The organism is Citrobacter sp. wls717 (genome assembly GCF_005280955.1).
Taxonomy (GTDB): Bacteria; Pseudomonadota; Gammaproteobacteria; order Enterobacterales; family Enterobacteriaceae; genus Citrobacter; species Citrobacter werkmanii.
In genome coordinates, this window is the sequence record NZ_SZWW01000016.1 from 89,460 (window position 1) to 114,778 (window position 25,319).

A 25,319-nucleotide genomic window follows, 5' to 3' on the forward strand; every position below is an offset into this window, starting at 1 on the left:
TTTCTTGTGTGTTGATTGGCCACTACCTTAGTGGCTTACGAATAAATTCTTTCAAAAATACTAAATTTTAATTTGTTGAATTAAATGAATTTATAATTATTTTTTAGTATAAACTTGGACAAATTAAAGTGTTTGTGTAAGTTTTAATTATACCGTCTACGTAATGTGGTTCACACAAGGGTAAGAGCTATGCGCGCACCGCCATCCGTTATCGACAGGTTTGTGGATTACTACGCCAGTTTGGATCGCCAGCCCGTCCCCGCGCTTGCCGGGTTGTACGACGTGCACGCGGTACTTGTCGATCCCTTCGGGGAACATAACGGGCTGTTTGCCATTCAGCGCTATTTCTCGCATCTCCTGGCGAATGTGAATGCCTGCCGTTTTGCCATTGACCCTCCACTGTGTGAGACCGGGCGGTTTGCCGTGACGTGGACAATGTACTGGTCGCATCCGCGTATTGCTGGCGGAGAAATACGATCTTTGCCGGGATGTTCAATGGTCGAGACACATGGCGAGAAGATTTTTCGCCAGCGTGATTATTACGATGCCGGTGAGATGCTCTATGAGCATCTGCCTCTGTTGGGTTGGGCCGTTCGCCACGTTAAAAGGAGGGTGCGCGCATGATGACTGTCCTCATTACTGGCGCAAGTTCTGGGATTGGCGCCGGGCTTGCAAAATCATGGGCCGATGACGGCTGTCACGTGATTGCCTGTGGCCGCAATCCCGAAAGGCTGGAACAACTGCGCCAATCCCACGCCAACATCACAGTACGCCTGTTCGATATGACAGACAGGGACGCCTGTCGCCAGGCGTTGGCGGACTGCAAACCCGAACTGGTTATTCTCTGTGCCGGAACTTGCGAATATCTCGACCACGGCTGGATAGATGCAGGGAAGGTTGAACGGGTGATGGCGGCGAATTATCACGGCCCCATCAACTGCCTGGCAGCGCTTCAGCCGCAGTTAACTTCCGGTAACCGCGTGGTGCTGGTCAGTTCGATGGCGCACTGGCTGCCGTTCCCACGGGCGGAAGCCTATGGTGCGTCTAAAGCCGCGCTAACCTGGTTTGCCAATAGTTTGCGTCTGGACTGGGAGCCAAAAGGTATTGCCGTGACCGTCGTTTCGCCAGGATTTGTTGATACCCCGCTTACCCGTAAAAACGATTTTCCTATGCCCGGGCAGGTGAGTGTAGAGCAGGCGGTGAAGGCTATTCGCCGTGGCCTGGCGAAAGGAAAAAATAGTATTGCCTTCCCGACAGGTTTTGGCGTGTTGCTGCGTCTGTTGGCCGGGCTGCCTGAGAGTCTCCAGCGCGCGTTGCTGCGCAGGATGGTGCGTTCATGAAAATTGCTATCATTGGCAGTGGTATTGCCGGATTAACCTGCGCCTGGCGTCTGGCCGGACATCATCAGGTGACGCTTTTTGAAGCGGCGTCGACCCCGGGCGGCCATACTGCGACGGTAGATATAGCGACTCCACAGGGGAATTTCGCAATTGATAGCGGCTTTATCGTCTACAACGACCGAACTTATCCGCGTTTTATGGGCTTGCTGAGTGAACTCGGTATTCAGGGGCAAAAAACGCAGATGAGTTTTTCGGTGCATAATACGCAAAGCGGTATGGAGTACAGCGGTCATACGCTGACTTCCTTGTTCGCCCAACGTCAGAACCTGCTCAAACCCGCATTTTGGGGAATGCTGAAAGAGATTGTCCGTTTTAATCGTCTGGCTAAACGGGCATTGAATGATGTCGATGCAAACGCCACGCTACAGACCTTCCTCGACCAGCACCATTTCAGTACGTTCTTTGCGCGTCATTATATTCTGCCGATGGGCGCAGCCATCTGGTCATCTTCGCTACAGGAGATGCGCCGTTTTCCGTTGCCGCTGTTCTTGCGCTTCTTTGAACACCACGGCCTGCTGGATATCTGGCATCGTCCGCAGTGGTTCGTGGTGCCAGGCGGATCGCGCGAGTACATTCGCGTTATGCTGGCGAAGCTGGGTGAGCGTCTGGCATTGCACCTCAATGCGCCTGTTCAGCAGGTTATTCGTCACGACAGCGGCGTCAAAATCCAGTTGGCAGGATCAGTACAGACGTTTGATCAGGTGATCTTCGCTTGTCATTCTTCGCAGGCTCTGGTCGTGCTTGGTGATGCCACCCCCGCAGAACGCGACGTGCTGGGCGCAATTAGCTGGCAGCGTAACGAGGTCGTATTGCATAGCGATCGCCGCTGGTTACCGGTACGCGAACGCGCGTGGGCAAGCTGGAATTACCGCCTGAGTGGGCAAGATCGCGCCAGCGCCTGCGTCACCTATAACATGAATATTCTCCAGGGATTACCCGAAGGAAGCCCGCTATTCTGCGTGACCCTCAACCCGGACACCCCTATTGACGAGCGATTCGTCTGGCGACGCTTTGTCTACGAGCACCCATTGTTTAATCCCGACAGCTGGCGCGCGCAGGCGCGCCGCACTGAGATCAACGGCCTGCGTCGGACCTGGTTCTGCGGGGCTTATTGGTACAACGGCTTTCATGAGGATGGCGTGCGCAGCGCGCTCGATGTAGTACACGGCATTGCCGCAGGAGAGGGGGGCTAAGATGAACAGCTGCCTGTACCACGGTGTTTTGCGCCATCGCCGCCTCCAGCCAGCAACACACCAGTTTAGTTATCAGGTGTTTATGGCGTGGCTCGATTTAGATGAACTCGCACAGCTTCCGGGCGTGGGCGTGAAATGTAATCGCTTCGCCGCGGCCGCTTTTCATGATGCGGATTACCCGCTGGGGGCACCGTTAAGAGAGAGCGTGTTGAATAAGCTTGCCTGCCTGACGGGCGAACATCCCGGGGGGCGTGTAATGCTTCTGACACAGCTGCGCTATTTCGGTTTTCATTTTAACCCGGTCAATTTTTACTACTGCTATGACCGTTCACAGCGTCTGCGCTGGGTACTGGCGGAAGTCCGCAATACACCATGGAATGAGCGACATTACTACGCTGTAGACGCACAGGAAAAGCGTCCGTCGGAAAAAGCGTTCCATGTATCGCCATTTAACCCGATGGATATGGTCTATCACTGGCGATTTAACCCGCCGGGTAAAACGCTGCATATGCATATCGAAAACCACCAGGCAGAGAAGATTTTTGATGCCAGCCTGATGCTCAAACGCGAGCCGTTGACGCAGGCGAGTTTACGCGCGTTGCTGCTACGACTGCCGTTGATGACGCTGAAAACGGTGTTCGCGATTTACTGGCAGGCGCTACGCCTGTGGCTCAAGCGAGTCCCTCTCTACAACCATCCCGTCAGCAGGAGTGAACGATCATGACCGATCCCGTCTTTGCGCTTGAACCTGATGTTCCGCGCAACCTGCGTGTGGCGCGTTGGCTTCTTTTCCGCATGCTGAGCGGCCTTCGCCAGGGTTCTGTCACGGTGCGGGAAGGGGAGCAGACCTTACATTTTGGTGATGTTTCAGCTGAATTACGCGCTGACGTACATATTCTCTCGCCCAGGGTGTACTGGCGGGTGCTTATAGGCGGAAGTCTTGCAGCGGCTGAGGCCTGGATGGACGGAGAGTGGGAAACGCAACAGCTCACGCCGTTACTGCAAATATTTGCGCTTAACAGCACCCTACTGGGACGCCTGGAAAGCGGTTTTCGCCTGCTTGGCCGACCTGCCGAGCGTTTGCGTCACTGGACGCGTCGCAACCATCGGCAACAAGCAAGAGAAAACATTGCCGCGCATTACGATCTCGGCAATGCATTTTACGCGCACTTTCTTGATGAGGATTTACTCTATTCCAGCGCATTATTCACCTGCCCCGAGCAGTCTTTAGCGCAGGCTCAGCAGGCCAAAATGGCGCGGCTTTGCGAGCAACTGGCACTGACCGCAAATGATCACCTGCTGGAGATTGGTACTGGTTGGGGGGCGATGGCGGAATTCGCCGCCCGCCACTACGGTTGCCGTGTAACCACCACGACCCTGTCTCAGGAACAGTTTGCCTGGGCGAAAGCGCGGATTGCCCGCGCAGGTTTACAGGAGAGAGTCAACGTCCTGCTGTGCGACTACCGCGACCTGACCGGGGAATTCGACAAACTGGTGTCGGTTGAAATGATCGAAGCGGTTGGTCAGCGTTATCTGCCGACGTTTTTCCGTACCTGCCAGGCGCGACTGCGTCGTGGGGGAAAACTGGCGATTCAGGCCATTACCATTCAGGATCAGCGCTATCGCGAATACAGCAAAAGCGTTGATTTTATTCAGCGCTATATCTTTCCAGGGGGCTTTTTACCCAGTATCACCGCGATGAGCGGCCTGATGACAAAGCATACTGACTTTGTGGTTCGTAATCTGTTCGATATGGGGCCCGACTACGCCCGGACGCTTGCGCACTGGCGACAAGGATTTGTTCACGCCTGGCATGACATTGAAAAACTGGGATTTGATGAGCGTTTTCGCCGTATGTGGCTGTACTACTTCGGCTACTGCGAAGCCGGTTTTAACGCCCGCACGATCAGCGTGGTGCAACTGACGGCGGAACGTCCATGAACCGCCATTTACAGGTCTTTTTCCTGGCTGTCGGGTTCGATCTGTACTGGCTCATGGTGGTGTTATTTCGTGAGCGCGGCCTGGCGTTATGGCTTGGGCTGGCTATTCTGGCCTGCTTCTTGCTGCCGTCTGCGCAACGTCTGTACGCGTTAATGCTGGCAGCGGTGGGTAGTGGTCTGGATGCGCTGTGGGCGTTGACGGGGTTGATTAATTTTCACGGCGAAGCATTGTTGCCGTTATGGATGGTTGCGCTTTGGCTCATGTTCGCTGTCCTGTGGACGCACCTTACCTGCTCGACTACCTTGCCGGGATGGCTGCTGGCCATAATGGCCACCGGTGGTGGGCCGATCGCCTATGTGATAGGAGAGCGTTTGGGGGCCATTACTTTTCTGGAACCAACATTTATTGTTGTTGGCTTAATGGCGACGGGCTGGCTGGTGTTGATGCTGTTTTTTCATATTTTCATGGGGAAACACTAATGAAACCTGCCTTATTGATACTGCTGGGCGTCATGGCGACGACGCCTTTTGCCGGTGCCGCTGACTGGTTAAGCTGGCGGCAAGTCGGCGATGCGACGCTCTCATGGGGACCATTCACGATCTATACCTCACAACTGCGCACGCCGGATGGGCGCTATCGCGGGCTGAAAGAGGATCAAGCACTGATTATCACCTATCAGCGCAATATTGAACGGCAAGAACTGGTTAATGCCACCCGCGAACAGTGGCGAGCGCAGGGTATTCTCGGGCGGGAAGCGCAGAGTGAGTCCTGGCTTCGCATGTTGAGTGAGATATGGCCAGACGTCGCGCCAGGTACGCAACTGGCTTTTGTATTGCAAGATAAGCAGGGGAAGTTTTGGTATCGCGCTTCAGCGGCTCAAAGGCACTTTATCCCGCTTGGCCCACCGCAGTCGGCGGCGTTCAGCGAAAACTTTCTCTCTGTCTGGCTGGGTTCCCGCACGCAATATCCTGAGCTGCGTCAGCAGCTTACTGGAGGTGAAAAATGAAACGTTTACTGGCCCTGAGCCTGCCCTTGCTGATGCAGGTGGCTGGTTGTAGCGCTGAAATTGCCGACTATCGGCAACAGCAGCCGACGCTGGATATCTTTCAGTATTTTCAGGGAGAAACGCAAGCATGGGGGATGATTCAGGACCGCAGCGGTAAACAGCTTCGTCGCTTCCATGTCGATATTAACGGCGATGTGGTGGGAGACACATTGACCCTCAACGAACGCTTTGTGTACGACGATGGAGAGAAACAGCAGCGGGTGTGGCATATCCGTAAAGTTAGCGCCGATCGTTACGAAGGTACTGCCGGTGACATTGAAGGCGTGGCGAAGGGGCAAGCAGCGGGCAACGCGTTCAACTGGCATTACAGCATGAATGTGAAAGCCAGAGGCAGAACCTGGTTGCTGAATTTTGACGACTGGATGTACATGCAGGATGCTAACCATCTGTTTAATAAAACGGAGATGAAGAAATTTGGCCTCACCGTCGGTACGGTGACGCTTTTCTTCTCCCGTAAAACGCGATAGTGAGGAAGAGGTCATGAAAATGCAACCCATCGTTGGGATCAGCGGCTGTTTAACGGGTTCTGCCGTCCGCTTTGACGGCGGGCATAAACGGGCAGAATTTGCGATGGAGAAACTAGCCCAGTGGGTGACTTTCCAGCCTGTTTGCCCGGAGATGGCGATAGGTTTGCCTGTCCCTCGGCCAGCGCTGCGCCTGGTGCAAACGACCGTCGGGGATATTCGCATGCGTTTTAGTCACGCACCTCACGAAGACGTGACCGACGAAATGGCTGACTTCTGCCAGCGGTATCTGGCAGGGCTGGACACACTGTCCGGTTTTATCGTCTGTGCAAAATCCCCCAGTTGTGGCATGGAACGTGTGCGCTTATATGACGATAAAGGCAATCGTGGGCGTAAAGACGGGGTGGGACTGTTTACCGCCGCGCTGATGAAGAAATATCCGTGGCTACCGGTAGAAGAAGACGGGAGGTTGCACGATCCGGTCCTACGCGAAAACTTCGTCGAAAGGGTTTTCGCCCTACATGAGCTCAATATGCTGCGCAAAAATGGCCTGACGCGGCGGGCTCTACTGGATTTTCATAGCCGTTATAAATTGCAATTGCTGGCTCACCATCAGGCCGGATATAGGCAAATTGGCCCATTTGTCGCATCACTGCATGAATGGGAGGATCTGGAGGCTTTCTTTGCGGTCTACCGGGATAATTTAATGACAATTCTGAAGAAACCCGCCTCACGTAAAAACCACACAAACGTGCTTATGCACATTCAGGGGTACTTCCGTAATCAGTTAACAATGCGTCAGCGCGGCGAGTTGCGCGAGGTGATCCTTCATTACCGCGCAGGACTACTGCCCATCCTGGCCCCGATGACGTTGCTGAAACATTATCTGGCGGAATACCCGGACGATTATCTGCTGACGCAGAATTACTTTGATCCCTACCCGCAAGAATTAGCATTGCGACTGACTGTTAAATGATCATGACTGATAAACAGAACCGAGCAGAGTGATAATTTATGTCGTGTTCGAATCTTTAATTACCGCTCTTCGCTCATAGTAGACGTCAGCTTTACCTTTATCGGTATTGTGTATGTCTACAATTTAATCTTATTTCCCGATAAGTGTTACTTTTAACCTTCGTGAAAAAGAAACAAAATCATTCCTGCCATACAGTTTAAACAAATTGAACCATCGGTTCTTACCGAGATGATTTAGTTTGATTAATTGAGGTTTATAATGGTAGCACATTATAAAAATACCCTGATCATCATCCACAATATTGTTTTTAAGCGTTGTCATTTGGCACTGACAAACCAATTCATAAAATTCTTTCCATTTATTTTGTGTTGCAATAATGGCACCGCCAATAATATAAGAGCGATTATTAATCATGTGATCGAAAACCTGATGAAGCGTTTTGACAGTTAACCCTTTTTTTACTGTGAATAAGTTAACTTTGTTGACGTCAAAACGATAATCCCAGCGAGATAATCCATCTATTACTTTCGCATTACGACAGTAACCAAAATCAACCCATGCAACCATATTATTATTTACAAGGTTTAACTCTATTGCCTTATTTACAAAGTATGTCTTCAGGTTGCAAACTAGTACGTAGTCTGAGGACCAGTATTCAGGGTTTATTAGTTGGCGAGTTTCAAGCTTATTTCTAAACTCATCATTTCTCTGGATCTGAGAAATCCTGTTTTTAATGTGTTGGAATTTTTTATTAATATCTAAGGGGATTACAACAGTACGTTTACCATTTCTAATTTTTTCTATTTTTGGTTTGAGATCGCAGGATGTAAATATAACCATGTCATTATCTAACTCAGACAAGTTTTTAAAATAATTGATGTAGGTATCAGATGTTCTCTCTAGATGAGAAGAGAAACCTTTATCACTCGTCCAGTTTCCTCGTCCTATATCGAAAAATGCTGTAACGATGGTAATAGATGAATTCATTTCTATGTAGTCCCTTTTCTATATTTGTCCAAAAACCACCAAAATATTAGCAATATATTTTTTTACAATTTGTAATATCCCGGTATTCTATCAGTATCAACATGGGTCGGAAAGCATAATTTGATATCTGAAATGATAAACAACAGATTGGATTTATCGAGCTGTAAAATTATATATTGCAGCTGTTTATTATTTAAAGTGTCATAATATATAATGTTATTATTTCTTATTGGTTTATCTTCCGGCATCTGGAATAATTAAGCTACAGAAGCAAAGATGCCCGGACAGGACAAATGATATTTGCTCAGTGATGAGTGTTGCCGTGACGGAGTCGTATGCCAGAACATAACGGCGGTTAGCCGGCAATCTTTCAGGAATTTAAGTCACAGCAAATTAGGGTATTTAATCTGAAAGCAGCCACATATCGACTTCTTCAAACATTTCCTGAACAGTGCGACTAATCTGTTCTTTCTCGTGCTTACTGGCGTCAGTGTTGATCGCTGGTAGAGTCAGCATCGGTTTAACCCGGACATCAGCATCTGGAAAGATCCGCTGCACTCTCTTTCTCAATTCGCCCAGAATGATCTCTTTTGCGCCTGGCAGACCATCAAAATTCCTTTTGTCATAAACGAGTTCCACGAACATTGTTACTTGCCTTTATCTGTATAAACATACAGTACTTATACTGTGTTTTTATCTGATATACAAGGGGCGACGTCAATACGAATTGACGTCGCCTGGTGATGATAATGTAATGAGGAGAGAGAAAGAAACATAAGCATTATGATGACTGATAAATAAACTAATGCTTTCTTGGTGTTTTAGTGCCTATGTTTCTAAGATTATCATTTCAGGTGTTTATGCTCAGGCATCATTCGCAACAGGGTATTGTCCTTCTGTATGGCGTGGTGAAATAATGCCGCGCCAGCATGGGCTGCAATCAGGAAATACCCTACATTTGCCAAAGTTTCATGAATAGTTTTTACGACGGCCTTTATTTCACCGTTGCTATGAAAGAAAGCGGGAATGTTTAGCCCTAAAAAATACCAACTCTTTCCGCCGTAAGCCATCGTCAAGATACCTAATAACGGTAGCGCCAGAAAAGAGACATAGAGCATGATATGCATTAATTTGGCTGATATCCTCTGCCACTGGGGTGGCGTAGGTACGATCGCTGGATCGTCATACTTATGTTTGAGAATTAAACGTATTATCATTAAACACCAGACAAATACCCCTGCATTATAGTGTGTTTCTTTCATCAACAGATAGAGGGTACTGCCTTTGGGAAACCAACCGCGAAATTCCATTGCGGCATAGGTTATCGCGATTAACACCAGAGTTAACCAGTGCAAGCGAATCTGAAGTCTTGAGAATCTGTTCATTATTTTTCCTCGAATGATACGCCACCACAACCGTATCGTATTAAGCTTAACAAATCCTTATTTTCATTAAGAGATTAGGGTTTTGTTATGTCTGCTTCGGGTAACACGATCGGATAGTTGATTGGTGTTCACTGCGAGTTTGTCAGGATTCAATTTTTCGACGAGATTTTGTACGGGAAAACGTGTAGAGCATTGGCTGCTAATGGGTAAACGCCGAGGCTTTCAGTTCTGGCTTTGATTTCCTCAAAAGGGAGTGAAGGAGACGGTTCCCGTCCACCCCAAAGATTGATCCCTTCAGGAATGTCGTCTCTGCCGTATTCCTCGGCTATCTCAATCGTTTTGCCATTATTTAGTTCGATGACGACGCTTTTTCCATCGACAGGGATCAGATTTCCGCCATCGTCAGTAATAAAAATTTTCATTGGCTCACCTCCTCGTTATGCCTACATATGATAGCAAATTAAATGTGGTGCAATACTGGTATTGCACTGAAAATGTTCAATGATTATTTACTATTAATCAATATGTTATGATGTGATTTAAAAAATGTGATTGGTTCCATGGCGATTTATGTTGCTGTCTACCATGCTCTGTAGAGACAAACTTGACCCAGTCAACGTTCGTTTTACGAGTTCATTTTTCGCCACAGGATATAAGAATGCGCAAAGCACTGTTACCGATATTTGCTGCGATATGTCTGTTCGTAATCGGCGTTTTTATTCTCAATATGCAACTTTGGTATTCCTCATCGCAGGAAGCTTTGGGGGGCGCTCGATATGCTGCGAAAAATATGGACAACATACTTAATGAAGCTTTCCAGGCAACGGGCACAGCTAAGCGCATCGCTGAAAAGAAATGCGATCTGGAGAGCCAATATCAGCTCGGAACTGAAGCCGCGCTTCGGCCTCATCTACGAACGTTGATTATTATTCGGCAAGGGAAGGTTTGGTGCACCTCACTGCCTGGTAATCGGATCCTGCTGAAGCAAATACCCGTTATACCTGATACAAATTTGCTGCTGGCCCCTGCGCAATATACGGTGAATGAGATACCTGTTCTGCTTTACCAAACTCATTTTCAAACAAGTAGTATCATTATCACAATAAGTGGAGTGCATATCCGGGGCGCATTGAATGTCCCAATAAAAGGGCTGTCCTATTCGTTGCGGGTGGGCGACAAAGTACTCGGTTCATCGGCGGAAGTGAAAGTCATCAAGGCGAACGCGCCGCAGTCTGGTCAGGTGGATTCTGCAAAGTATCCCTTCAGCATTATTTTCGATCAGCCTCCATTATTTAGCTTAAAAAGGCTTGTCACTAATGGTCTGGGAATACTGATTTTCATCCTGCTGATCTCGGCAGCTGTAGCGTATGCTATCGATAAATATTTGAATAAGAACGATACCCCTGAAGAAACGTTGCGCCGAGCGATAGATAAAGGGGAGATAGTGCCTTTTTATCAACCAATCGTAAATGGTCGCGATGGAACGTTACGCGGTGTTGAGGTGCTGGCAAGATGGAAGCACCCAAGGGCTGGATATATCTCTCCTGCCTCTTTTATTCCGGTTGCCGAAAAATCAGGTCTGATAGTACCGCTTACTCAAAACTTGATGAAGCAGGTCTCTGCGAATATGAACTCCATCGCCAGCAAATTACCATCCGGTTTCCATGTCGGAATTAACTTCAGCGCATCCCATATTACTTCCCCTGCGTTTGTGGAGGAGTGCCTGCGCTACAGAGGTAGTTTCAGTCGTGATGATCTAAATTTGGTGATCGAAGTGACTGAACGAGAACCATTGCATGTGGATGATGATCTTGTGCAGAGGCTTAATACGCTACATGAAAATGGTTTTGTCATTGCGTTAGATGATTTTGGTACAGGTTATTCTGGACTTTCTTACTTGCATGATCTGCACATTGATTATATCAAGATCGATCAGAGTTTTGTGGGACGGGTAAATGACCTTCCCGACTCAACCCGAATTTTAGATTGTGTACTCGATCTGGCGCGTAAGCTGTCTTTAAGCATTGTTGCAGAAGGAGTAGAAACGAAAGCGCAGCTTGATTATCTTAACAAAAACAACATTGTTTTTCTGCAAGGATACTACTTCTATAAACCGGTCACTTTTACTGAGTTTATCCTTATTCTGCTTTCAAAACCCAAAGTGAAGGTTTTTGTCGAATAAAACGGGAGAAATCTTGTTGATAAAGGTGAGAATGGGGGAGAATCGGCCGTAGAAATCCTGTGTTTTTCTTTATCGTGAGATAAATCTCAGATCGCGCTATTCAAAAAATATATCCTTAGTCATGTGGTGGTTATTTGCATTTTTACATACAGCAAACGGATAACAGCATGACAGATATAGCATTTACCAGGGCACGCGATTCAAATCGTGGAGTGAAGGTAGTACATAAGAAAATGGTGGATGTGCGCAGTAATACTAAGTACACAAACCGCGACCAACTAGCAATTGCCGCTGTTCTGTTTTTAGGCGGTATCGCCGGAGCTATTGTTTTGGCAATGTACTTAATGATGCAGGAGGGCGTTTTTCTGTACTGATTGTTTAATTTTTCTTATGTTTTATTAAGGCGTATATTGACTCGGTACTACCATCTCTCAGTAATGTTCAATATTATTAACCATCAATTAAGTTAAGCAGGTATTCCTGAAAATACCTGCTTAAAATATCACTTAGAACAATACACTCTGGCTTCACGAGGGGTATAGATGCCAATCGTGATGATGCGCAAGAAAACATCCATACCCGACTCCTGAACTTCAGTGCGAACAACCTTGTCTGCACCGCCGCAAACAGAAGCTGCATCGATGGTTTGTGACTGGCCAATACCATTAATAAAAAAATTCTGTCTGGTTTCCTGTGTGGGTTTTTCTGCAATACCGTTGTTGATTTTAAAGGTTTGCTGAGCGCAACCGGATAAAGCTGTTGCAGCAATAATCGCAATCATTAACTTTTTCATTTTTACCATTCTCAACTGTTGGATAGTGAGAAAATGATCTTCTTTAATGTCGCTGGTACATATCCGACCAGCGTTTATGCATGACAGTATTGTGCTGGCTGTTTATCTATTATTTAGTTAGATAAATAATTAATTTTTTTGTTTATGCTTTGTAGGTCATTGTTGATAACTTACGGTATCAACTCACATTTTATTAATATCAACATTAAGCACGCACAAAAATAGGGGTGTGTTAATGTTGTTGAGACGGGAATATCGAATTCATGTACGCGAGAATGATATCAGTTGCATATTGGCAGGACTATCAGAGATAGTCCTGCCAATAAAACATTTTACAATTAGAACTGATAGTTTAACGAAACCCAGTAGTTACGACCCGGATTTACGTAGCCGGTAGTGGATTGTGCAGTCTGATAGTAGTCACCTGCGTAGGTGCTATTGCGACCAACCTGATACAGTTTAACTTCGCTGAAGTCTTTATCCAGTACGTTATTGACTGCCGTATTCAGCGTCAGGTCTTTGGTCAGCTTATAAGACATTCCCATATCGAGAACGGTCCAGGCTTTTAAATTCGCGCCTTTGTCGTCATACACCGCCTTTTGTACCGCGCTGAGGTTCTCATAATTTTCGGTAAAGCGTGGCGCCTTACCGCGATAACGGGCGCTCAACCAAGCGTTCATATCTTCTGTAGCCTGCCAGTTCAGGCGGGCGTTAGCCATATGTTTGGGGGTATAGCTCAACGGTGCGCCTTTATTATCACCATCTTTTTGCTTGCTCTGTGTGTAGGTATAGTTAAGAGATAAACTCAGTACGTCCGACCAGAGAGGGAAGGTGCTGGCGAATTCAACACCATCGGTCCTTGCCTTACCGCTATTGGTATAGCTGTTGGTATTATCATCGATAGAATACGAGACAATTTTATTTTTATATTCGGTATAGAAGCCGGTAATGTTGGCGTTCAGTCCGGCCTCGTTTTCATAATATAGCCCGGTTTCGTAGCTGATACTTTCTTCCGGCTTGAGGTCAGGGTTACCGACAGTATTAACAGTTCCTTGCGCAGTTACGCCGCTAATGCCGTTATGCAACTGGCTGAGTGAGGGCGCTTTATAACCTGTAGTAACACCGCCTTTGAGCGTCCACTCATCGGAGACATCCCAAACCATATAGGCGCGAGGACTCAGGTGGCCGCCAAAGACATCATTATGTTCATAACGTGTACCTGCGGTTAACGCCAGTGAGTCTAGAATATGCCATTCATCTTCCGCATAGGCAGCCCACGTTTTTTGGTGGAACGTCTCGCCGGTATTGGCCAGTACGACACCGTCTTTCATTCGCGCATCCCAGTATTCCCCACCAAGGGTTAACAGGTGTGAGTCACCTAATGGCGTCAGCAGCACCGAGTCCAGAATGACGTTAGTGTTCTTGAGTTCTCGCGCATCACCGGCACGGCCCGCGTTTTCCGGCGTGAGCGCGGAGGAGACCAGTTGTCGGCCTTTGTTCTCGGTTTCATTCCAGCCGAGGGAAGATTTCCAGGTGCCGAACGTTAAAGCGGTATCGTGGCCGAGAGTCACTTTGTTGCGCTCATAGCGCAGCGTTTTATCATAACCTCCCGTCAGGTTGCCCAACTGTCCATCGTCATTGTCATAGCGCTGTCTGGCAGAGTCGAGATCTAACCACAACGTGTTGTTCTCATTGGTTTTCCAGTCCAGGCGCGTGCCGATATTATAGTTCTCAGATTCAGTTGGATAGGGTACGCGAGTAGAGGCGGTATCGCTCAAAGAGGTGACGCTTGAGCCCTGGCGCTGCGTTGTGCTCCCACGAACCTGCATATCCAGCACGCCTGCGATTAACGGACCGCTGGACCAAAAGTTGGCCACCGTACTGTTACCCCATTTATTACTCTCTTGCAGGTTAACGCCGGTATTGATGGAGGTGCTCCATTTATCGGTACTTTTTTTGGTAATGATGTTCACCACGCCACCGATTGCGTCGGAGCCATACAGCGTCGACATTGGGCCGCGGATCACTTCGATATGATCGATTGCCGCCAGCGGGGGCATAAAGCTGGTATTCATGGCAGAGAAGCCGTTTGGCGTTACATCGCTGCTGCCGTTTTGACGAATACCGTCAATCAGTATCAGGGTATAGCTCGCAGGCATGCCACGGATGCTGATCTCCAGACCACCGGTTTTACCGGTGCTGCTTTCGACATCCACGCCCTCTACTGAACGCAGGGCTTCACCTAAATCATTATATTTATTGGTTTGTAACTCTTGCTGCGAAATCACGGAAACACTGGCTGCTGCATTGGTAATTTTCTTTTCGTAACCGGAGGCGGTGACTACCATGACATCTTCGGCAAAAACCAGGGGGCTGGTAAAACCCATACAGGACAGAACGACAGAGGCAATCGGTTTTAAACGCATAGTCAAACTTCCTTTGTTAAAATTCAAAGGCAGTAAGATAATTGATGAAAATGATAATACAAATAATTATCATTATGGATTTACATAACTTGTCATTTCTGGTGTTTTTCTTGAATAAATATACATAAATTGTCATTGATTTAGCGTAAGGGAATGGTGGTTAAGACAATAGTCTTAATGGTAATTATTAGAATTGAATTAATATGTTATTGAATGAATGGTTGAATTTTAAACAATTTCTGGGGTTCACATCGTACTCATAACGGAGTATCAGAAAAAAGTATGATAATTTTAGAAAATCGTCATACTTTTCTGCGCCGCATCATTTTTTTCGCCAATTCTCTTCGCCATAATCCCTTTCCCAGGAGACTGCTTAACGACAATGCATCGTTAAGCGGCATAAACATAACGCAAATCTGGATAAAATAATGATCAAAGGCAAGCTGGCACTCCTGACGTGTGCATTAACTCTCGCATTAACCTCACCACTCCTCGCCGCGCAGAATGCGGGCGCAGGTCAGACGTTAAAACTGGCGATTGGACCGGAGCCAACGGAAGGGTTTGACCCAATGTTGGGCTGGAGTCATGGCAGCTATTTGCTTTTGCATGCGCCGTTATTAAAACAAAATGCAGATATGAGCTGGGGAAACCTGCTGACGGAGAAGGTGGTGACCAGTGCTGACGGCAAAACCTGGACGCTGACGTTAAAACCTGACCTTAAATTTTCTGATGGGTCGCCGCTAACCGCTGAAGATGTTGTGTTCACTTATAACAAAGCAGCAAAAAGTGGTGGAAAAATTGACATGGGGAACTTCGCTCATGCCAGTTTGAAAGATAACCGCACGGTCGAAGTGACGCTGAGCAGCCCGCAGAGCACCTTTGTGAATGTGCTGGGATCTTTAGGGATTGTTCCGGCAAAGCTTTATAACGAAAAAACATTCGCCAAAAATCCGATTGGCGCAGGTCCTTATCGGTTGGTGAGTTTCCAGCCTGGGCAGCAGCTGATTGTGGAGGCTAATCCCTGGTATGCCGGTAAGAAAAATGATTTCAGTAAGCTGGTGTTTGTTTTCCTTGATGAAGACAACGCTTATGCCGCAGCACGCAGTGGGCAACTGGGATTAGTACGTATTGCGCCTTCGATGGCGGTCGCCCCTCAGCAGCAGAATTTGAAACTGTGGGTGCGCGACAGCGTGGAGAATCGGGGCATTGTGTTCCCGATGATTCCTGCAGGTAAAAAAGACGCCAATGGTTATCCGATTGGTAACGATATTACAGCCGATGTCGCGATCAGACGCGCCATCAATTACGCCATTGATCGTAAGCAGCTCGCCGATCAGGTTATGGAAGGTCATGCGATCCCCGCCTATAGCGCGGTTCAGGGCCTGCCATGGCAGGGGCAGTCAGTCGCGTTCAAAGATGGCGACAGCGAAAAAGCACGGACAATTCTGGAAGACGCCGGCTGGAAAGTGGGTAAAGACGGTGTACGAGTGAAAGATGGCAAAGAGGCGCGCCTGACTTTATGGTATGCCAGCGGTGACAGTACGCGTCGGGATTTAGCCGAAGCCGTACGTGCGATGCTGGAGCCTGTGGGTATCCAGGTATCATTGCAATCCGGAAGCTGGGAAACCGTTGAGCGTCATATGCATGCCAACCCGACGCTGTTTGGCTGGGGAAGCCTGGATCCCATGGAGCTGTTCCATCATTACAGCAATCAGGCTGCGGGCGTGGAGTATTACAACCCCGGTTACTACAGTAATTCTGTCGTTGAAGAGCATCTCAAACAGGCTATTGATGCACCGGACTGGCAAAAAGCGCTGCCTTTCTGGCAACAGGTTGAGTGGGATGGCAAGCAAGGCGCTGGTGTACAGGGCGATGCCGCATGGGCATGGTTATTGAATATTCAGCACACTTACCTGGCAAATCCATGTATTGACTTAGGCAAAGGCGCACCGGAAATTCACGGGAGCTGGTCACTGCTCAATAATCTGGATGAATGGACCTGGACCTGCCGTTGATGAAGTCTGTAGTAGGCCATTTTCTCCGGCTGATGGTGTTATTAGTGCTGGTTGCGGCTGGCACTTTTGTGCTGCTCAGCTTTTCTCCGGTCGATCCGATTCGTGCTTATATTGGCAACGATCTCCTGCACGTGCCACCGGAACAATATGCACGTATCGCCGCTCGCTGGGGATTGGATCAGCCGCTGTGGGAGCGTTTTGGTAACTGGTTTATACGGGTATTGCAGGGCGATCTCGGGTACTCGATGTTGTTTAATGCGCCGGTTGCCAGCGTGATCAAGGAGCGCTTTGCTACCTCGTTTGCGCTGCTTAGCGGCGCATGGCTGCTCTCCGGTATAGTGGGGACGGCAATGGGATTTGTCGCCGGACGCTACCTGAATCGCTGGCCGGACAAAGCAATTTGTCGCCTCAGCTATCTGCTTTCCTCGTTACCGACCTTCTGGATTGGCATGCTGCTGCTGGCGTTATTTGCCGTTCGTTGGCCGGTATTCCCGGTCTGCTGTGCGTGGGAGCCGGGCAACAACAGCGATATGGCGACACTAACCGAGCGTCTGCGCCATCTGGTGCTTCCCGTTTGCGCGCTAAGTTTACTGGGGCTGGGGCAGATTACGCTTCATACGCGGGAAAGTATCGCCAGCGTAATGAAGAGCGAATTTGTCCGTTTTGCGCGCTCTCAGGGCGACAAAGGTTGGTCACTGTTACGCCATCAGGTTCTGCGCCACGCTATCACGCCCGCGCTGTGCCTGCAGTTCGCCTCGCTGGGAGAACTGTTGGGGGGCGCGCTGCTGGCAGAAAAGGTCTTTGCTTATCCTGGACTTGGGCAGGCGACCATTGATGCCGGCTTGCGGGGCGATCTACCGTTACTGATGGGGATCGTCTTGTTTAGCACCGTGCTGGTTTTTATTGGCAATTCACTTTCTACCTGGTTTGTTCACGTGTTGAACCGTGCTCTGGAGCGACCCGATGCTCTATAATCCGACGCCGACGCTTATTCGTCTGGTGCTCTCTTTTAGTTGTCTGCTATTCATTGCGGTTTATGGCGCGGCCACGCTGGATAACCCGTTGAATGTGAATCTGCTTGCCCGTCATCTGCCCCCTGATGCGCTGTACTGGTTTGGCACCGATAACCTCGGTCGCGATCTGTGGGTGCGTTGCTTTCAGGGGGCGTTAACCAGTCTGCAAATTGGTATCGGCGCGGCCTTGTGCAGTGGCTTCATTGCGTTAATGATGGCGGCGTTGTCACGCCTGCATCCACGTCTGGACGTGCTTATGCGTCTGATAACTGATGCCATGCTGTCGATGCCGCATCTGCTGCTGCTTATTTTGATTTGTTTTACGCTGGGCGGTGGGAAAAGTGGGGTGATCATGGCAGTGGCGCTAACCCACTGGCCGCGCCTCGCACTGATTCTGCGTGCAGAGGCCGAACGTGTTGCCCATAGCGATTATCTGACGCTGACATGGCGTCTGGGACATGGTCATTTTTACTGCTGGCGACATCACTATTTACCGGCATTATTACCTCAATGGCTCACGGGGACATTGCTGATGTTCCCTCATGCGGTGCTGCACAGCGCGGCGTTGAGTTTCCTCGGTTTTGGACTGGCGCCGCATGAACCGTCGCTGGGGCTGCTGCTGGCGGATGCGCTGAGGTTTATCAGTCATGGGGACTGGTGGTTAGTGCTGTTTCCGGGGCTGATGTTATTCAGCCTGGTGATGTTATTCGATCAGCTCGCGAGGGCAGTGCATCGTTTATGGTTGCGAGGTGACATATGTTGAGTTTAAGACAGGTCTCGCTGGACGTGGCGCGTTATCGTTGGTTCGGGGCGCGAAAATGGTCTCCGATGTTGCAGAATATCTCTTTCGACGTTGCGCCCGGTCAGATGGTGGCCTTAGTTGGGGGAAGTGGTGAAGGGAAAAGTCTGCTCCTGCAATGTCTGCTCGATCTGTTACCGGAAAATTTGCGTCTGCACGGCGCCATAACCCTTGATGGCAAAATGCTGAACAGTCATGACATCCGCGAATGTCGGGGCAATACCTTCAGCTATGTCCCGCAAGGCGTTCAGGCCCTGAACCCGCTGCTCTCAATTGAAAAGCATTTGCGCAGAGCAAGTCAGCTCTCCGGCCAAACCTGGAATGCCGGAAAAATAGAAAAATTGCTCCAGCGTAGTCAACTGGAAACCAGCGTATTAGATGCCTTCCCGCGTCAGCTTTCAGGCGGTATGGCGAAACGCGTTCTGGCCTGTCACGCGTCGCTGAGTCAGGCCCGCTATATTCTGGCTGACGAAATTACCGCCTGGCTTGATGCGCCATTGGCTAATCAACTGCTTGAGCAGTTGCGTGGTTTATGTGAGCAAGGGGCTGGTGTTTTATGGGTGACGCACGATCTCACGCTGGCGGCCCAGCATGCGGATCGCATCGTCGCGCTGTATCAGGGAAGCGTGTCGGATAATGTTAGTCGTGAACAGCTGTTGCGCGGGGAAATTAGCGAGCATCTGCAACGTCAATGGCGGGCTCTGCCTGAAAGAAATCAATTATTTGGAGTGCGCGATGCTGTACTGTCGTGATGTCGTGATTCGTCAGGGAGGGAAGGTGCTGTGGCAAAAACTTTCTTTCTCATTGCACCCCGGTGAGCGTATTGGGATTTGTGCGCCCAGCGGAACTGGCAAAACGACGTTGGGGCGCGTGCTGGCGGGCTGGCAAAAGCCGACCTCGGGCGACATTCTTATCGATGACCAGCCGCTACCGATGCATCAATATTGCCCGGTGCAACTGGTACCGCAGCATCCGGAATTAACTTTTAACCCACGGCGTAGCACCGGTGATGCGGTTTATGACGCCTGGCGGCCCGGCGCGGAACTCCTTATCCGTCTGCATATCAAGCCGGAGTGGCTAACCCGTCGCCCCGGACAGCTTTCTGGTGGTGAACTGGCGCGAATCGCCATACTTCGCGCGCTGGACCCGCGGACCCGTTTTCTTATTGCCGATGAGATTACCGCTCAGCTCGATCCTTCCATTCAAAGAGATATCTGGGGGCTGCTGCTCGAAGAGTGCCAGCGTCGCTCGTTAGGCATGCTGATTATCAGCCATCAGCAGGCGCTGCTTGATCAGATTTGCACGCGAGCGCTACCCACGCCGTGATTTTCCCCGTTCCGGTAAGTTACGATGTTGATTAAATGGTTATGTTATATTATAACATTTCACTCGCAAACGATTTGAGGGTGAAATTTTGGCTATTCATTTTAAAAAACTGGCAATCGCTCTGGGGATGATTTTGGTCAGTGGTCAGGTTTTGGCTCACGGTCACCATTCCCATGGTGTTCCGATGAGTGAAACAGAACAAAAGGTGTCAGAAGGCGTGTTTGATGATAATCAGGTACAGAACAGAGCGCTGACTGACTGGGATGGCATGTGGCAATCTGTCTATCCGTATCTGGTCAGTGGCGAACTTGATCCGGTATTCAAAAAGAAAGCGGAGAAAGATAAAAGCAAAACGGCAGAACATATTAAAGATTATTACCGTCAAGGCTATGCAACTAACGTAGACACCATCGGCATTGAAAATGGTGTGATGGAATTTCATACCGGTAATCAGGTTACATCATGCAAATACGATTATGCCGGATATAAAATCTTGCACTATAAATCAGGCAAGAAAGGTGTACGTTATTTGTTTGAGTGTAAAGCTGCTGATAGCAAAGCGCCTAAATACGTCCAGCTCAGCGATCATATCATTGCTCCGCGCAAGTCAAGCCACTTCCATATTTTTATGGGAAATACCTCGCAGGCAGCCTTGCTCGAAGAAATGGAGAACTGGCCTACCTACTATCCTTATCAGTTGAAAGGCGAAGAGGTGGTGGATGAGATGCTGCACCATTAACCCGGCCTAAGTTAACGGTACATACCCGCCGCTGGTGGCGGGTATTTTAATTAACAACCTTCTCTTTCCATCCCCTTGCGCATTCGTTAGCATATTGTCTTGCAGCAAGTGCATGTGTTTTTTCAGGAAGAGGTTAACGTGTTTGCAGAGTATGGAGTTCTGAATTACTGGACATATCTGGTGGGGGCTATTTTTATCGTGCTGGTTCCCGGGCCAAATACGATATTTGTGTTGAAGAATAGCGTTGGTCGGGGAGTGAAGGGCGGTTATCTCGCCGCAAGCGGTGTGTTTATCGGTGATGCTGTGTTGATGTTTTTGGCCTATGCCGGTGTTGCCGCCTTGATCAAAACCACGCCTGTTTTATTTAATATCGTTCGTTATCTCGGCGCTTTTTATCTGCTGTATCTCGGTGCGAAGATCCTGTACGCCACACTGAAATCAAAGGCAAGCGACGCCGCGGCTGAGGAAGTCCCGTTTGGCGCCATTTTTAAGCGCGCCTTAATTCTGAGCCTGACTAATCCGAAAGCAATTCTGTTTTATGTTTCGTTCTTCGTGCAGTTCATTGATGTCAATGCGCCGCACTCAGGGCTGTCATTCTTTATTCTGGCTATAACGCTTGAGATAGTGAGCTTTTTCTACCTGAGTTTCCTTATTTTTTCCGGCGCGTTTGTGACCCAGTACATTCGTACCAAGAAGAAGTTGGCTAAGGTGGGTAACTCCCTTATCGGTCTGATTTTCGTTGGTTTTGCTGCCCGTCTGGCGACGCTTCAGTCGTAATCATTGGCCCGCTGAATATGGCGGGCTTCAATATTAAGCTTTTCTTCCCCACACATATCAGCTAATGGTTATAACCAATAAATGGTATTTTAAATGTATATTTTGAGGCGTACTCTGTACACAGCAGCGGTTCAATAAGACTCGCTGGTTGTCGACTGGAAAAGGGAAGAAAGATGCTTCAAATTCCACAGAATCATATCCATACACGCTCAACTCCGTTCTGGAACAAACAAACTGCACCTGCCGGAATTTTCGAACGCCACCTTGATAAAGGCACCCGTGCCGGGGTTTATCCTCGACTGTCAGTTATGCAGGGGGCGGTCAAATATCTCGGCTACGCAGATGAACACAGCCCAGAGCCAGTAGAGGTGATGGTTATTGAGGCCGGTCAGTTTGGCGTTTTTCCGCCGGAAAAATGGCATAACATCGAAGTGATGACCGACGACACTTACTTTAATATCGATTTTTTCGTTGCCCCGGAAGTACTGATGGAGAGTGCAAATCAACGAAAAGTCGTGCGCACTGGCAAGGAGTAAATCATGGGCAAAGCAACCTATACCGTCACAGTAACCAATAACAGCAACGGTGTGTCTGTTGATTACGAGACCGAAGCGCCGATGACATTATTGGTTCCGGATGTCGCGGCAGAAGTGGTCAAAGACCTGGTCAATACCGTCCGTTCATACGATACCGAGAATGAGCATGAAGTCTGCGGATGGTAGTGCTTTCACTTCTGATACCGCTTGAACTGATTGATTCTTAACTCGAAAACCGCACTGCATTTTGATAACGCAGGGCGGTTTTTTATTTGCGTCGGATAGATCGCAGTCCGGAAAAAGATTTCTTAAGAATACCTTAAGAAATTCGCATCGTTTGCTAATAGTTGATCATTCATAGGGGTTATGATCGTGAAATAGTAACAATACAGAACTTCGCGCTTATGAAATTGAATACCCGACTTACATTATCCGCATTCATTCTTGGACTGGTCCTCGTCGCGATCCCGTTCACCGCAAACTGGCATCTTCCTCTGCTCAATGGCGCGGTTGTCACATGGATTGAAAATGGCCAGGCGCTATGGTTATTGTTTGGTGCTGTATTTACTTTCTGCTACATCCGGCCTTTATCGCGTCCTGCAGGCGAGAAGCAATTTTGGCTTTGGGCGGCGGTATGGTGGCTGGTATTACTGGGCCGAAGCACCAGTTGGGGCCGTGATTACTTCCCGGAGCATCCTAAACTGCTGTTCAGAGCTATCTCAGTCGTGTTAATTGCGATGATTATTCTGCCGGTCCTGCTGTCGAAGCACTTACGCCAGGATATTGCCCGGCGCTTGCGTAATGAACCCCTACCGCTGTGGCTACTGGCGATTACCGTCTGCGCATTTTTGATTTCCGATACAGTGGAGCATCATCGCCTGCTGGCGCCTGTCTTTTTGCATAACGCCAGTTACGGCGATTTGATTGAAGAATTGTACGAACTGCCGTTTATGGTGGGATTGTTTCTGATGAACCTCGGTTTTATGCAGCGGGATAAACAGCATGAGTCTGCCGCTATTTGCTTCAGTGAACCGCATCTGGCGAAGTAGTTGGAAAAGGCCTGAGTCTGGAAGGCCAGACTCAGGCGGTCAGGGCGATAATTTACGCAATGGCCTCACACAAGCGTGATTTCATTTCGCTGTACGTTTGTGCGGCATACTTCTCCGCCCATCCCTGATCGGTAATGTGCTCAATTTTGACAGCACAATATTTGGTTTCCGGCGTTTTCGAGATCGGATCAAGGTTATCCTGCGTTAGTTCATTACACGCGCCAATCCACCATTGATAGGTCATATACACTGTGCCGGCATTAATACGCTCAGATACATCCGCACGGCTGATGACCTTGCCTCGGCGCGAGCTTACCCACACCAGGTCACGATGACGGATACCCAGTTTTTCTGCATCATCGGTGTTGATTTGAACATACCCTGGCTCATCAGCCAGCGCCTGTAATGCCGCGCAGTTGCCGGTCATGGAGCGGCAGGAGTAGTGTCCGACCTCGCGCACAGTACACAACACCAGCGGATAGTTCTCATCAGGGACTTCAGCAGGAGCGCGCCACGGAGCGGCAAACAGTTTGCCTTTGCCATTCGCGGTATCAAACTGGCTGTGTGCGTAAAGATACGGTGTGCCCGGGTGATCGAGATCCGGACAAGGCCACTGAACATGGCCCATCTCACCCATTTTCTCATAGGTCACGCCATAGAATAGCGGGCACAGTTCGCGCATCTCATCCCAGATTTGCTGATTATTTTGATACTGCATTGGATAGCCCATTTCGCTGGCCAACAGACTGATAATTTCCCAGTCACGTTTAACATCCCCGTGGGGTTCAATCGCTTTCTCAAAACGCTGGAAGCCACGATCGGCGCAGGTAAAGACACCACCGTGTTCGCCCCATGATGTTGCAGGCAACAGGACGTCGGCCATCTCTGCCGTTTTGGTCATGAAGATATCCTGCACGACGATAAAATCGAGCGCGTTAAATCCTTCCCGGACCAGCCCCAAATCAGCCTCGGTTTGCAGCGGATCCTCACCCATGATGTAGTAGGCTTTTATTTTGCCCTCAATCGCCAGATGCGGAACTTCGGTGATGCGCGTTCCGACCTTGTCATCCATCTGATTAACGTCAATCCCCCAGGCGGTGGCGAATTTCTCTCTGACGGCAAAATCGGTCACGTCCTGATACCCCGGAAACTGGTTAGGCAGTACGCCCATATCACATGCGCCCTGCACGTTATTTTGCCCGCGTACCGGGCCAACGCCGACGTTTGGACGTCCCAGATTCCCGGTCAGTAAGGCCAGGCTCGACAGTCCACGCACCACATCAACGGCCTGGCCAAACTGCGTGACGCCCATCCCCCACATCACGGTTGCCGATGGCGCCGCGGCAAATGTACGCATCGCCTGACGAACCTGTTGTGCAGGGACGCCGGTTAAATGTTCTACGGCTTCAGGGGCATAGTCCTTAACGGTTTCCCAGTATGTTTCCAGACCTTCGGCATGTTTATGCACGTACTCGCGATCGTAAAGCTGCTCTTCAATAAGCACATGGCCAAAAGCGTTGACCAGCGCCATGTTGCAGCCATTTTTTAACTGCAAATGCTGATCGGCGATACGGGCGGTTTCAATACGGCGAGGGTCGCAAACAATGATTTTCGCGCCGTTCTGACGAGCTTTAATCACCCGACGGGCCACTATGGGGTGTGAGTCCGCGCAGTTATAACCAAAGATGAGCAGGCATTTTGAGTTTTCAATGTCGCTGATGGAGTTGCTCATTGCGCCATTGCCCAGCGTTTCCTGTAGACCCGCAACGGAAGGGCCGTGACAGACACGGGCACAGCAGTCGACATTGTTGGTGTTGAGCACCCCACGGGCGAATTTTTGCATCACGTAGTTGGTCTCATTGCCTGTTCCCCGGGAGGAACCTGTCGTCATGATGGCGCGAGGACCATAAGTATTTTTGATTTCAGATAAGCGTTTAGCGGTGTAACGAATGGCCTCATCCCAGCTAACGGGAGTGAATTTTCCACCTTTTTCATAACGGATCATCGGGCGAGTCAGACGGGGAGTCAGAAGGCGGGTGTCGTTCAGAAAGTCCCAACCATAATAGCCTTTCAGGCATAGCTGATTTTGGTTCGTTACACCCTCAGCGGCTTCGGCGCGGATGATTTTGTTATTTTCAACAACAAGCTTGAGCTTGCACCCGGCCCCACAGTATGGGCATACACTGGTGATTTTTTTCATCAATAACAGACCTGTTAAATGCTGAAATAGCGCGAATTGTAGACGAAGCCAC

Annotated in this window: 28 protein-coding genes; 21 read left to right on the plus strand and 7 right to left on the minus strand. The window is 49.1% G+C overall.

What is annotated here, in order from left to right:
- The first annotated feature begins 189 nt into the window (after nucleotides 1-189).
- Genes FDX09_RS10420 through FDX09_RS10460 form a run of 9 tightly spaced genes read left to right on the plus strand, consistent with a single transcriptional unit; the run spans nucleotide 190 to nucleotide 7,040 of the window.
- Nucleotides 190-624, plus strand: a complete 435-nt coding sequence (locus FDX09_RS10420) for a nuclear transport factor 2 family protein (RefSeq protein ID WP_038639921.1) — start codon at nucleotides 190-192, stop codon at nucleotides 622-624.
- Nucleotides 621-1,340, plus strand: coding sequence for an SDR family NAD(P)-dependent oxidoreductase (locus FDX09_RS10425; protein WP_087857722.1), 720 nt, complete (start codon nucleotides 621-623; stop codon nucleotides 1,338-1,340). Before FDX09_RS10420 ends, FDX09_RS10425 begins: the two co-directional genes overlap by 4 nt.
- Nucleotides 1,337-2,593, plus strand: a complete 1,257-nt coding sequence (locus FDX09_RS10430; RefSeq protein WP_137347156.1) for an FAD-dependent oxidoreductase — start codon at nucleotides 1,337-1,339, stop codon at nucleotides 2,591-2,593. Before FDX09_RS10425 ends, FDX09_RS10430 begins: the two co-directional genes overlap by 4 nt.
- A 1-nt stretch (nucleotide 2,594) precedes the next feature.
- Nucleotides 2,595-3,317, plus strand: coding sequence for a DUF1365 domain-containing protein (locus FDX09_RS10435; protein WP_069324320.1), 723 nt, complete (start codon nucleotides 2,595-2,597; stop codon nucleotides 3,315-3,317).
- The gene (locus FDX09_RS10440; protein ID WP_137347157.1) at nucleotides 3,314-4,534 is read left to right on the plus strand and encodes a cyclopropane-fatty-acyl-phospholipid synthase family protein; all 1,221 of its coding nucleotides are present in this window, start codon (nucleotides 3,314-3,316) and stop codon (nucleotides 4,532-4,534) included. Before FDX09_RS10435 ends, FDX09_RS10440 begins: the two co-directional genes overlap by 4 nt.
- Nucleotides 4,531-5,013, plus strand: a complete 483-nt coding sequence (locus FDX09_RS10445) for a DUF2878 domain-containing protein (protein ID WP_137347158.1) — start codon at nucleotides 4,531-4,533, stop codon at nucleotides 5,011-5,013. Before FDX09_RS10440 ends, FDX09_RS10445 begins: the two co-directional genes overlap by 4 nt.
- Complete coding sequence (locus tag FDX09_RS10450; protein ID WP_137347159.1) at nucleotides 5,013-5,540, plus strand: hypothetical protein; 528 nt, start codon at nucleotides 5,013-5,015, stop codon at nucleotides 5,538-5,540. Before FDX09_RS10445 ends, FDX09_RS10450 begins: the two co-directional genes overlap by 1 nt.
- Complete coding sequence (locus FDX09_RS10455) at nucleotides 5,537-6,067, plus strand: DUF3833 domain-containing protein (RefSeq protein WP_137347160.1); 531 nt, start codon at nucleotides 5,537-5,539, stop codon at nucleotides 6,065-6,067. The genes FDX09_RS10450 and FDX09_RS10455 overlap by 4 nt, the downstream gene beginning before the upstream one ends.
- A gap of 13 nt (nucleotides 6,068-6,080) precedes the next feature.
- Complete coding sequence (locus tag FDX09_RS10460) at nucleotides 6,081-7,040, plus strand: DUF523 and DUF1722 domain-containing protein (RefSeq protein ID WP_137347161.1); 960 nt, start codon at nucleotides 6,081-6,083, stop codon at nucleotides 7,038-7,040.
- A 129-nt stretch (nucleotides 7,041-7,169) separates the two neighbouring features.
- Here FDX09_RS10460 and yibB read toward each other — a convergent pair whose 3' ends face one another.
- From yibB to FDX09_RS10480, 4 genes are all read right to left on the minus strand, one after another.
- Complete coding sequence (gene yibB / locus FDX09_RS10465) at nucleotides 7,170-8,027, minus strand: protein YibB (protein WP_137347162.1); 858 nt, start codon at nucleotides 8,025-8,027, stop codon at nucleotides 7,170-7,172.
- A gap of 402 nt (nucleotides 8,028-8,429) precedes the next feature.
- Complete coding sequence (locus FDX09_RS10470) at nucleotides 8,430-8,672, minus strand: DinI-like family protein (RefSeq protein WP_137347163.1); 243 nt, start codon at nucleotides 8,670-8,672, stop codon at nucleotides 8,430-8,432.
- Between the two features lie 200 nt (nucleotides 8,673-8,872).
- Nucleotides 8,873-9,412: a cytochrome b gene (locus FDX09_RS10475; protein ID WP_087857715.1), complete on the minus strand. Its 540-nt coding sequence runs from the start codon at nucleotides 9,410-9,412 to the stop codon at nucleotides 8,873-8,875.
- 149 nt (nucleotides 9,413-9,561) lie between these two features.
- A complete protein-coding gene (locus tag FDX09_RS10480; protein ID WP_085049536.1) occupies nucleotides 9,562-9,834 on the minus strand; it encodes a hypothetical protein in 273 nt (90 codons plus the stop codon).
- Between the two features lie 236 nt (nucleotides 9,835-10,070).
- Between FDX09_RS10480 and FDX09_RS10485 the strand changes: the two genes are divergently transcribed.
- Nucleotides 10,071-11,594: a cyclic diguanylate phosphodiesterase gene (locus FDX09_RS10485; RefSeq protein WP_137347164.1), complete on the plus strand. Its 1,524-nt coding sequence runs from the start codon at nucleotides 10,071-10,073 to the stop codon at nucleotides 11,592-11,594.
- Between the two features lie 167 nt (nucleotides 11,595-11,761).
- Complete coding sequence (locus FDX09_RS10490) at nucleotides 11,762-11,968, plus strand: hypothetical protein (RefSeq protein ID WP_137347165.1); 207 nt, start codon at nucleotides 11,762-11,764, stop codon at nucleotides 11,966-11,968.
- A 128-nt stretch (nucleotides 11,969-12,096) separates the two neighbouring features.
- Here FDX09_RS10490 and FDX09_RS10495 read toward each other — a convergent pair whose 3' ends face one another.
- Nucleotides 12,097-12,387: a Bor family protein gene (locus FDX09_RS10495; protein ID WP_038643122.1), complete on the minus strand. Its 291-nt coding sequence runs from the start codon at nucleotides 12,385-12,387 to the stop codon at nucleotides 12,097-12,099.
- A 338-nt stretch (nucleotides 12,388-12,725) separates the two neighbouring features.
- Entirely contained in the window at nucleotides 12,726-14,813 is a 2,088-nt protein-coding gene (locus FDX09_RS10500; protein ID WP_137347166.1) for a TonB-dependent receptor, read from the minus strand.
- A 428-nt stretch (nucleotides 14,814-15,241) separates the two neighbouring features.
- On the opposite strand from FDX09_RS10500, the gene FDX09_RS10505 reads away from it, so the two are divergent.
- The 10 genes from FDX09_RS10505 (at nucleotide 15,242) to FDX09_RS10550 (ending at nucleotide 23,067) form a co-directional block, all read left to right on the plus strand.
- The gene (locus FDX09_RS10505) at nucleotides 15,242-16,828 is read left to right on the plus strand and encodes an ABC transporter substrate-binding protein (RefSeq protein ID WP_137347167.1); all 1,587 of its coding nucleotides are present in this window, start codon (nucleotides 15,242-15,244) and stop codon (nucleotides 16,826-16,828) included.
- On the plus strand, nucleotides 16,828-17,802 hold the full coding sequence (locus FDX09_RS10510) for an ABC transporter permease (protein WP_085049564.1): 975 nt from the start codon (nucleotides 16,828-16,830) through the stop codon (nucleotides 17,800-17,802). Before FDX09_RS10505 ends, FDX09_RS10510 begins: the two co-directional genes overlap by 1 nt.
- Nucleotides 17,792-18,604, plus strand: a complete 813-nt coding sequence (locus FDX09_RS10515) for an ABC transporter permease (protein WP_069324310.1) — start codon at nucleotides 17,792-17,794, stop codon at nucleotides 18,602-18,604. The genes FDX09_RS10510 and FDX09_RS10515 overlap by 11 nt, the downstream gene beginning before the upstream one ends.
- Entirely contained in the window at nucleotides 18,598-19,392 is a 795-nt protein-coding gene (locus FDX09_RS10520) for an ATP-binding cassette domain-containing protein (protein WP_087857710.1), read from the plus strand. The genes FDX09_RS10515 and FDX09_RS10520 overlap by 7 nt, the downstream gene beginning before the upstream one ends.
- A complete protein-coding gene (locus tag FDX09_RS10525) occupies nucleotides 19,376-19,966 on the plus strand; it encodes an ATP-binding cassette domain-containing protein (RefSeq protein ID WP_137347168.1) in 591 nt (196 codons plus the stop codon). The genes FDX09_RS10520 and FDX09_RS10525 overlap by 17 nt, the downstream gene beginning before the upstream one ends.
- Before the next feature lie 88 nt (nucleotides 19,967-20,054).
- Nucleotides 20,055-20,705, plus strand: coding sequence for a metal-binding protein ZinT (zinT, locus tag FDX09_RS10530; RefSeq protein WP_137347169.1), 651 nt, complete (start codon nucleotides 20,055-20,057; stop codon nucleotides 20,703-20,705).
- A 138-nt stretch (nucleotides 20,706-20,843) separates the two neighbouring features.
- The gene (gene leuE, locus FDX09_RS10535) at nucleotides 20,844-21,482 is read left to right on the plus strand and encodes a leucine efflux protein LeuE (RefSeq protein ID WP_032940118.1); all 639 of its coding nucleotides are present in this window, start codon (nucleotides 20,844-20,846) and stop codon (nucleotides 21,480-21,482) included.
- Between the two features lie 173 nt (nucleotides 21,483-21,655).
- Nucleotides 21,656-22,018, plus strand: coding sequence for a DUF1971 domain-containing protein YeaR (gene yeaR / locus FDX09_RS10540; RefSeq protein WP_038640001.1), 363 nt, complete (start codon nucleotides 21,656-21,658; stop codon nucleotides 22,016-22,018).
- Nucleotides 22,019-22,021: 3 nt separating this feature from the next.
- Entirely contained in the window at nucleotides 22,022-22,204 is a 183-nt protein-coding gene (locus tag FDX09_RS10545) for a DUF1869 domain-containing protein (RefSeq protein WP_003832433.1), read from the plus strand.
- A gap of 218 nt (nucleotides 22,205-22,422) precedes the next feature.
- Entirely contained in the window at nucleotides 22,423-23,067 is a 645-nt protein-coding gene (locus FDX09_RS10550; RefSeq protein WP_085049529.1) for a hypothetical protein, read from the plus strand.
- Nucleotides 23,068-23,119: 52 nt separating this feature from the next.
- Here FDX09_RS10550 and fdhF read toward each other — a convergent pair whose 3' ends face one another.
- On the minus strand, nucleotides 23,120-25,267 hold the full coding sequence (gene fdhF / locus FDX09_RS10555; protein ID WP_038640011.1) for a formate dehydrogenase subunit alpha: 2,148 nt from the start codon (nucleotides 25,265-25,267) through the stop codon (nucleotides 23,120-23,122).
- Nucleotides 25,268-25,319 lie beyond the last annotated feature (52 nt).

Coding starts and splice junctions, on each gene's coding strand:
- FDX09_RS10425 (WP_087857722.1), top strand. CDS start 621: ATGATGACTGTCCTCATTACTGGCGCAAGTTCTGGGATTGGCGCCGGG.
- FDX09_RS10475 (WP_087857715.1), bottom strand. CDS start 9,412: ATGAACAGATTCTCAAGACTTCAGATTCGCTTGCACTGGTTAACTCTG.
- FDX09_RS10505 (WP_137347167.1), top strand. CDS start 15,242: ATGATCAAAGGCAAGCTGGCACTCCTGACGTGTGCATTAACTCTCGCA.
- FDX09_RS10480 (WP_085049536.1), bottom strand. CDS start 9,834: ATGAAAATTTTTATTACTGACGATGGCGGAAATCTGATCCCTGTCGAT.
- FDX09_RS10430 (WP_137347156.1), top strand. CDS start 1,337: ATGAAAATTGCTATCATTGGCAGTGGTATTGCCGGATTAACCTGCGCC.
- FDX09_RS10450 (WP_137347159.1), top strand. CDS start 5,013: ATGAAACCTGCCTTATTGATACTGCTGGGCGTCATGGCGACGACGCCT.
- FDX09_RS10440 (WP_137347157.1), top strand. CDS start 3,314: ATGACCGATCCCGTCTTTGCGCTTGAACCTGATGTTCCGCGCAACCTG.
- FDX09_RS10445 (WP_137347158.1), top strand. CDS start 4,531: ATGAACCGCCATTTACAGGTCTTTTTCCTGGCTGTCGGGTTCGATCTG.
- FDX09_RS10420 (WP_038639921.1), top strand. CDS start 190: ATGCGCGCACCGCCATCCGTTATCGACAGGTTTGTGGATTACTACGCC.
- FDX09_RS10500 (WP_137347166.1), bottom strand. CDS start 14,813: ATGCGTTTAAAACCGATTGCCTCTGTCGTTCTGTCCTGTATGGGTTTT.
- yibB (WP_137347162.1), bottom strand. CDS start 8,027: ATGAATTCATCTATTACCATCGTTACAGCATTTTTCGATATAGGACGA.
- FDX09_RS10470 (WP_137347163.1), bottom strand. CDS start 8,672: ATGTTCGTGGAACTCGTTTATGACAAAAGGAATTTTGATGGTCTGCCA.
- yeaR (WP_038640001.1), top strand. CDS start 21,656: ATGCTTCAAATTCCACAGAATCATATCCATACACGCTCAACTCCGTTC.
- FDX09_RS10545 (WP_003832433.1), top strand. CDS start 22,022: ATGGGCAAAGCAACCTATACCGTCACAGTAACCAATAACAGCAACGGT.
- FDX09_RS10490 (WP_137347165.1), top strand. CDS start 11,762: ATGACAGATATAGCATTTACCAGGGCACGCGATTCAAATCGTGGAGTG.
- FDX09_RS10525 (WP_137347168.1), top strand. CDS start 19,376: ATGCTGTACTGTCGTGATGTCGTGATTCGTCAGGGAGGGAAGGTGCTG.
- FDX09_RS10515 (WP_069324310.1), top strand. CDS start 17,792: ATGCTCTATAATCCGACGCCGACGCTTATTCGTCTGGTGCTCTCTTTT.
- FDX09_RS10435 (WP_069324320.1), top strand. CDS start 2,595: ATGAACAGCTGCCTGTACCACGGTGTTTTGCGCCATCGCCGCCTCCAG.
- FDX09_RS10485 (WP_137347164.1), top strand. CDS start 10,071: ATGCGCAAAGCACTGTTACCGATATTTGCTGCGATATGTCTGTTCGTA.
- FDX09_RS10510 (WP_085049564.1), top strand. CDS start 16,828: ATGAAGTCTGTAGTAGGCCATTTTCTCCGGCTGATGGTGTTATTAGTG.
- FDX09_RS10495 (WP_038643122.1), bottom strand. CDS start 12,387: ATGAAAAAGTTAATGATTGCGATTATTGCTGCAACAGCTTTATCCGGT.
- FDX09_RS10455 (WP_137347160.1), top strand. CDS start 5,537: ATGAAACGTTTACTGGCCCTGAGCCTGCCCTTGCTGATGCAGGTGGCT.
- FDX09_RS10550 (WP_085049529.1), top strand. CDS start 22,423: ATGAAATTGAATACCCGACTTACATTATCCGCATTCATTCTTGGACTG.
- FDX09_RS10460 (WP_137347161.1), top strand. CDS start 6,081: ATGAAAATGCAACCCATCGTTGGGATCAGCGGCTGTTTAACGGGTTCT.
- FDX09_RS10520 (WP_087857710.1), top strand. CDS start 18,598: ATGTTGAGTTTAAGACAGGTCTCGCTGGACGTGGCGCGTTATCGTTGG.
- fdhF (WP_038640011.1), bottom strand. CDS start 25,267: ATGAAAAAAATCACCAGTGTATGCCCATACTGTGGGGCCGGGTGCAAG.